The 6,769-nt window shown below is 75.9% G+C and carries 7 protein-coding genes and 1 pseudogene; 2 read left to right on the top strand and 6 right to left on the bottom strand.

The features are described 5' to 3' along the window. Positions 1-40 precede the first annotated feature (40 nt). The gene (locus tag BG452_RS02990; protein WP_188302549.1) at positions 41-1,057 is read left to right on the top strand and encodes a hypothetical protein; all 1,017 of its coding nucleotides are present in this window, start codon (positions 41-43) and stop codon (positions 1,055-1,057) included. A 114-nt stretch (positions 1,058-1,171) separates the two neighbouring features. Here the strand turns inward: BG452_RS02990 and BG452_RS02995 are convergent, their stop codons facing one another. The 3 genes from BG452_RS02995 to BG452_RS03005 form a co-directional block, all read right to left on the bottom strand. After that, a complete protein-coding gene (locus BG452_RS02995; protein WP_188302550.1) occupies positions 1,172-2,509 on the bottom strand; it encodes a hypothetical protein in 1,338 nt (445 codons plus the stop codon). Between the two features lie 149 nt (positions 2,510-2,658). After that, positions 2,659-2,817, bottom strand: a complete 159-nt coding sequence (locus tag BG452_RS03000) for a hypothetical protein (RefSeq protein ID WP_188302551.1) — start codon at positions 2,815-2,817, stop codon at positions 2,659-2,661. Between the two features lie 39 nt (positions 2,818-2,856). Continuing rightward, positions 2,857-3,495, bottom strand: coding sequence for an AAA family ATPase (locus BG452_RS03005; protein WP_188302552.1), 639 nt, complete (start codon positions 3,493-3,495; stop codon positions 2,857-2,859). A gap of 511 nt (positions 3,496-4,006) precedes the next feature. On the opposite strand from BG452_RS03005, the gene BG452_RS03015 reads away from it, so the two are divergent. Continuing rightward, positions 4,007-4,189, top strand: a complete 183-nt coding sequence (locus BG452_RS03015; RefSeq protein WP_188302553.1) for a hypothetical protein — start codon at positions 4,007-4,009, stop codon at positions 4,187-4,189. Positions 4,190-4,196: 7 nt separating this feature from the next. On the opposite strand, the gene BG452_RS03020 is transcribed toward BG452_RS03015, so the two are convergent. The 3 genes and pseudogenes from BG452_RS03020 to BG452_RS03030 all read right to left on the bottom strand — a co-directional run. Then, positions 4,197-5,186 carry an ABC transporter ATP-binding protein gene (locus tag BG452_RS03020; protein ID WP_188302554.1) on the bottom strand — a complete coding sequence of 330 codons (990 nt, stop codon included), beginning with the start codon at positions 5,184-5,186 and terminating at the stop codon, positions 4,197-4,199. After that, positions 5,183-5,365, bottom strand: a complete 183-nt coding sequence (locus BG452_RS03025) for a hypothetical protein (RefSeq protein WP_188302555.1) — start codon at positions 5,363-5,365, stop codon at positions 5,183-5,185. The genes BG452_RS03020 and BG452_RS03025 overlap by 4 nt, the downstream gene beginning before the upstream one ends. Further along, positions 5,362-6,769: pseudogene (locus BG452_RS03030) on the bottom strand (hypothetical protein); the annotation flags it as partial. The pseudogene BG452_RS03030 and the gene BG452_RS03025, both read right to left, overlap by 4 nt.

A 6,769-nucleotide genomic window follows, 5' to 3' on the forward strand; every position in this document is an offset into this window, starting at 1 on the left:
CCCGGCCGGGAGCGTCCACCGGTCCGGTAGAACTGGGGCGGTGAGGATCAAGGGCGTCACCTATGACACAGGCACTCCGACCGTCGACGGCTCGGTCACCCGACCGGAGCTCACGGCCGCGACGATGGAGCGTGAACTCGCCGCCATAGCGGGCGAGTTGAACTGCACCGCGGTAAGGATCACCGGCGACGACGTCACCAGGCTGCGGCAAGCGGCGGAGACGGCGACCGGGCTGGGCCTGGCGGTGTGGATCTCCCCGATGTCGCCGAACGCCGACGAGGTGGCGACACTCGGACTGATCACCGCCGCGGCCGAGGTCGCCGGCGAGCTCCACCGCGCGGGCGGGGACGTCACCCTGGTCATCGGCTGCGAGCTGAGCGTCTTCATGGCCGGCCTGGTGCCCGGCGCGGACATCGCCGCCCGACTGGCCTCGCTCGCCGACCCGATGGGCTGGCCGCCGGAGTACTTCGCGGCGGGCCCGCCGCCGGTCCGGTTCAACGCCCTGCTGGCCGATGCGGTCGCCGCCGCCCGGCAGCACTTCGCCGGTCCGGTCGGCTACGCCGCCGGGCTCTGGGAGGACATCGACTGGACTCCCTTCGACCTGGTGGCGGTCGACGCCTACCGGGACGCGGCCAACGCCACCACCCTCCGAGCCACCCTGGAGTCGCTGCACCGGCACGGAAAGCCGGTGGTGGCGGCCGAGTTCGGCTGCGCCACCTTCACCGGGGCGGCCGACCACGGCAGCGCGGCCTGGATGCTGGTCGACCGCTCGACCGGCACGCGCCGCCCGCGCCCCGGCCTGGTCCGCGACGAGGCGGCCCAGGCCCGTGAACTGGCCTCGTTGATCGACCTGTTCACCGCCGCCGGGCTGGCCGGCGCCTTCGTCTTCACCTATGTGACCCCCGCCTACCCGGCAGCCGAGGACCCCTCGGACGACCTCGACACCGTCGGCTACGGTCTGGTCCGCTCCTGGCCGGACGGGCGCACCACGCCCAAGGCCGCCTTCGCCGCGGTCGCCCGGGCCTACGGCGCACCGGGGGTGCCCTCGACCGCGTGACCGGGTGGATCTCCACCGGGGAGCCGGACCGGCCCCCCGGCTCCGGCCGACCGGCTGATCCGGTCGCCACAGGTCACACCCGTGTCCGCGGACCGGATCAGCCGGGACGGCCCGTCACGCGAAGCGGGAGCTCCTGACCGGGCCGGCGGAGCCGATGCGGTCGCGCGGGCCTGCGGCGGGCCAGCCGGTCGCGCGGGTGGCGAAGGCCAGGAGGGTGTCGTCCGTGTCGGGCGGGGTCCGGCCGTCGCCCTCCGGCGCGGTCGAAGGGGCGGCCAGGATCGCCTCGGCGAGTTCCTCGGCCGAGCGCCGGTCCGGCTCGGCCTCCGCCGGTTCGCCGTCCTCGCCGAACTGCAGGCCGGGCTCCCAGGGGGCGTTCACGATCTGCCCCAGCAGGGTGGAGACGTCGGCCGTCACGGCGGGCGGGTCGGTCCAGCAGGTGGCGTGCTCGAACAGGAGCTGGCCCTCCGCCCGCTCGTGCAGCTGCGCCAGCTCGGCGGGATCGCACTCGTTCAGGTCGTACGCGACCACCAGCACCCCCGGCGTGCCCGGCTGGTACGGCGCCGTCGGCACCCCGAGCAACCGCGCCGCCGCCAGCCCGAGCGCCCGGCTGCCCCGGTCGGCCAGCAGTGCGACCGAGGCGGGCTTGCGGTCGGTGGCGGCCAGCACGGCGCGCAGGCGCTCCAGACCGTACCGGCAGTACCCGAAGTCGTCCTGCAGGTAGGCCCAACGGCCGGTCATGCCCTGGTCGAAACCGTGCGGCGAGAGGGTGGTGAGCAGACCACCGGTGAGCACGTAGTGCCAGCCGCGCAGGTCCCGGTCGTCGACCGGCGGCAGGGCCGCGGCCCGCTCCAGCATCCGCCCGACCCGCTGCCCCGGGCCCACCCAGACCCCCTCGGGGGCCGACAGCGCCGCGTACACCTCGCGGGCCGGCGCGATCTGCCCGCTCATCAGCGCGTTGTAGACCGTCAGGTACCGGTCCGGCCAGTCGCCGAGCCGGGCGTCGTGCTCACGCAGCACGGCCAGCGCCTCGGCGTGCCGCTCGCAGCCCTCCAGGGCGGAGACCAACTCCAGCAGCACCTTGCGCAGGCCGAGCTGCTGGGCCGCCTGCACCTTGGGCTTGCGCCGGAACAGGCCGGTGCGCTCCGGGGCGGCGGGCGGCGCCTGGACCAGCCGCAGCGCCTCCCGCAGCGCGGGGACGGCCACCGCGTCGATGCCGCGCTCGACGCAGGCGTAGCCGTAGGTGTAGAGCCGGTCGGCCTCCCCGGGCCTGGCCGCCAACGCTGTCGAAGCCTCTGCCAGATCCTCGAAACCGGCACCCTCGGCCAGCTTGGCCACCAGCGGTGCGACCTCGGCGGGCGGGAGCCGGTCCGCGACGGAGCGCAGCGCCCGCATCGCTCCCTGCGAGTCGCCGGACTCGAAGAGCTCCCATGCTTCGGACAGTTCGGTGGCCATGTGTCTCCAGGGGTCGGGGGGTGTCAGGACCTCAGGATGATCCTTGATCGACCGCCGTCCGGGCAACCCGGTTTCCCCTGGCCGGCGCCCCCGCCGACCGGCGGGTCATCCCGTCCGTCCGGTGTGGTGCGGCCAGTCCTCGAAGGTCATCACGTCGGGGTGCAGGCGGCGCGGTGGTCAGGACCGAGACCGTGAGCGGTGGACAGGACCTGCGGGAGGTCGTGGTCGCCGTGGTCGCCGGTCCAGCGGTAGCCGGCCTCGGCGAGCAGGCCGTCGGTGTGCCGCGAACCGGTGGCGCGCGGGCTCATCCACCCCGTCGGGCCGGACCGCCCGGCCCACGACTGACCTCAGCGCGGCACCCCGAAGGTGGCCGCATCCGCCCGCGACCGGGAGACGGCGTCGAGCAGCAGCACCGACGCCGCCTCCGGGGTCGGCACCGGCCCACCGGACCGGGCGTACCGGGTGAACTCCGCCGACAACCGTCCCAGGCCCCGGTGGTGCCGGGCGAACACCCGGGCGGAGGCCCGCCGCCCACGGGCCCGCTGGCCGTCGAGGGCGGTGGCGGCGCCGACGTCGAGCAGCACCAGGTGCAGTTCGCGGCCCTGCCGGCCGGCCTCCCGGGCGAGCCGGCGGCGCATCCAGGCGCGGCTGCCGCAGTCGTGCACCAGCAGCGGGCCGCCGCGCCGCACCGAGGCGCGCAGCAGCCGGAAGTGCTCCAGCCGTGCCCAGGGCCGGTACACGGCGTACGGCAGTCCGGCGGGCATCACCGCCTCGCAGGCCTCGTGCACCGTCCGGGGGTCCACCGTCGCCGCCGCTCCGCCCGCCGCCCAGCGCCGCAGCAGGGTGCTCTTGCCGGCCCCCGGCAGGCCCGAGACCACCACCACGGCATCGGCCGGGTACGCCACGACGAACCCCGCCCCGGCCTCGCCCCGCAGGTCCAGCACCCCGCGCGGCGCCACGACCGCCGTCCCCACCTCGCCGCCCACCGCTCCCCCGCCGCCATCCGTCCGTCCGTCCGTCCGTCCGTCCGTCCGACCGACCGACCGACCGACCGACCGACCGACCGACCGACCGACCGACCGACCGACCGACCGACCGACCGACCGACCGACGACCCTAACAAGGCCGTGGCCCGCGCCCGCGCCCGCGGGTACGCCGGTCCGGGCGACCGCGGCGCGCGGCGCCCCCCGCCCAGGGGGCTGACGCCTCGTCAGTCGCGGAAGGGTGAGCATGACAGAGCCTGGGCGGACGTACACCGAACCGGGGCTGCCCGCGATCCCGCTGAACGGGCCCGGCAAGCCCGGCCTGCCGGCGCTGCGCGCCCTGGGGGCGCGCAAGGGAGTGTGACGCGCCCGTCCGATGCTTCGAGCGCCCGCGCGGGCCACCTGTCGCACCGCAGTCGGCGGGAAGAACCGAGCGTGGGCACTCGACCGTGCGGGCCGAGCTGCCGATACACCCCGGCGGCGCTCCCTCGCACCGTCCCCAGGAGGCACTCCCTTGACCTGGCTCCGCGTCCTGACCGCACTGGGCATCCTCGCCGTGGCGGCCAGTGCCCTGCTCGTCTTCGCCCGCTGTACCGGCGCCTCCCGGGGGGAGAGCGTCGGCGGCGCCGCGCCGCCCGACCTCCGGAAGGACGCCGAGGGCAGCGGCCTCTTCCCGCGGATGGGCGGCGACGGCTGAGCCCGCCTCAGCTCCCGGCGACGTCGTCCGGGCGGACCTCGATGTGGTCGGCCGCGAGGTCGACCGCGACCCGGTGCTCCATCCCGAGCGCCTCCAGGAACTTCACCGGCAGCTGCACCCGCCCGGTGCGGTCCAGCATCACGTACTCGCGCTCGTTCACCGACTCCTCGCCGTGCTCGTCCGTCACGGTGCGGCGCAGCACCTCGCTGCTGGTCCGGCCGTCCCGGATCGCCACCGTGCGGCGGACCTCGCCCGCGACCATCGGGTCGTGGGTGACGATCACGACGGTGGTGCCCAGCTCCCGGTTGACGGTGCGGAAGGACTCGAAGATCACCCCCGCGGTCTCGGAGTCCAGCTCACCGGTCGGCTCGTCGGCGAGCAGCACCGGCGGGTTGTTGGCCATCGCCACCGCGATCGCGACCCGCTGCTGCTGGCCGCCGGAGAGCTCGTTGGGGCGCCGGTGGGCGAGCTCCCCGATCTCCAGCGCCTCCATCAGCTCGGCCACCCGGGCGCCCTGCTGCTTCGCGCCGAGCGCGCCGGCCCGGCGGCCGCGCAGCTGCATGGGCAGGGCGATGTTCTCGGCGGCGGTCAGGAACGGCAGCAGGTTGCGGGCGGTCTGCTGCCAGATGAAGCCCACCACCTCGCGCCGGTAGCGCAGCCGCTCCTTGGCGGACATCTCCAGCAGGTCGCAGCCCGCGACGGTCGCGGTGCCGGCGGTCGGCACGTCCAGCCCGGCGAGGATGGTCAGCAGGGTGGACTTGCCGCTGCCCGAGGCCCCGACCAGGGCGACCAGGTCGCCCTGCTGGATGGTCAGTTCCAGGCCCTGGAGCGCCTGGACCTCGATCCCCTCGGCGCTGAAGATCCGCACCAGCCGGTCGCAGGCGATGGCCGCGCCCGCTCCGTACGCCTTGGGCGAGGCGGCGGCCAGGGCCCGCTGCCGGAGCTCCTGGAGGCTGGGGGCCTCGACGGCCGACCGCTCCTGGGGGGTGCTCTTCACGGCTGCTCTCCTGTCTCGACGGTCTCGACGGTCTGGACGGTCCGGTTGATCCGGCTGCTCCGGGTGCTCCGGTTGATCCGGGTGCTCCGGTTGATCCGGCTGATCCGGCCGGTCCCGGCGCGCGGCCGGCTCCCGGTGTTCTGCACTGTCGCGGCCCGCGCCGCTGGTCCCGCTGTCACGCCTGCTCCCCCGCCCGCAGCTCGGTGGCGATCTGGCGCCGGCCGGCGACCAGCGTCTCCAGCACCACCCCGAGGCCGACCAGCAGGGCCAGGCCCCCGGTGGGCAGCAGCACCGGCACCAGCACGGGGGTGATGACCTCCCCGACCTTGGCACCGACCAGCGTCGAGATGTCGAAGGCGCCGCCCAGCAGGGCGACCGCCGCCACCGCGACCAGGCCACCGCCGACGGCCGCCGCCAGGGTCTGCGGCAGCGCCTCCGTGATGATCAGCGCCAGGCCCTGCCGGGGCCGCAGGCCCATGGTGCGCAGCCGGGCGAGCACGGCCGTGCGGTCGGGCGCGGCCCGGAACAGCGTCAGCAGCACGGCGAGCAGGGCGTACCCCGCTCCGGCGGCGGCCGCGTACCAGAACAGCCGCTCGGCGGCGTGCTGCAGCGGGTCGTCGGCGAGCGCGGCGGTGGTCTCCCGGCTGCTGTGCACGGTGTACCCGGCGGGCAGGCCGTGGGTCGCCTTGCCGGCGTCCACGGCGTTGTCCGCGACCAGCTTGGCCAGGCCCGTCGGCTGGGCGCCGCCGTTGTTCCGCAGCGCCGACCGGACCTGCTCGGGGTCGACGTCGCCGACGGCGAACCACTTGTTCGTCCGCGGAAGGTCCGGCAGGCGTTGCCAGGCGGGGCCGGCCGGGACGACGACGAACGGCTTGCCCGGGTCCGGCAGGGCGGGGGTGGCGGCGACGAGCCCGGCGACGGTCAGCCGCAGGCCGTTGCCGTTGGGTGTGCGCACCTCGGCCTGGCCGGCGGCCAGGCGCTTGGCCAGGTCGCGGCTGAGCAGGGCGGGCACCGGGGTGTCCCGGCCGCCGGAGGTGCCGGCCAGTTTCGCCGGGTCGAACTCGCCGACCCCGACGGTCCGGGCGATCTCGGCGTAGGCCGCCGGCTCGACCACCACCAGATAGGCTTCGGTGTAGTCCTGGCCGGCGGCGCCGAAGAAGCGGGCCTTGGGCTCGACCCAGGCACCGGTCGAGGCCCGGACGCCCGGCAGGGCGGCGGCGGCCTTGGTGAACGACTCGGACAGGGTGGAGTAGTCCGGGAGGGACACACTGATGTCCCCGCCCGTGGTGAGGCGCGCGGCGCGGGCCCGGACGTGGTCGACGGTGTCGAGCACGGTGGCGCCGAAGCCGGTCGTGGTGACGGCGATCAGCAGGGCGAGCAGCGGCAGTACGGAGGGCCGGCGCCGGCCCGAGGTGTCCCGGGCGGCCCGGGCCAGGCCGAGGAAGCCGATCAGGCCGCGGCCGCGCCCGGCGAGGGCGGCCAGCCAGCCGACCAGCACCGGCTCGATCCGGGCCAGCAGCAGCCCGCCGGTGACGGCGAGCAGCAGCGGCGCGGCGACCAGCAGCGGGTCGAGCCCGCCGCCG

This window comes from Streptomyces sp. CBMA123, assembly GCF_014596465.1.
Lineage (GTDB): Bacteria > Actinomycetota > Actinomycetes > Streptomycetales > Streptomycetaceae > Kitasatospora.

Excerpts from the sequence above, each read along its gene's own strand:
- BG452_RS03000 (WP_188302551.1), bottom strand. The coding sequence starts at position 2,817 with ATGAGCCCGCGCGCCACCGGTTCGCGGCACACCGACGGCCTGCTCGCC.
- BG452_RS02995 (WP_188302550.1), bottom strand. The coding sequence starts at position 2,509 with ATGGCCACCGAACTGTCCGAAGCATGGGAGCTCTTCGAGTCCGGCGAC.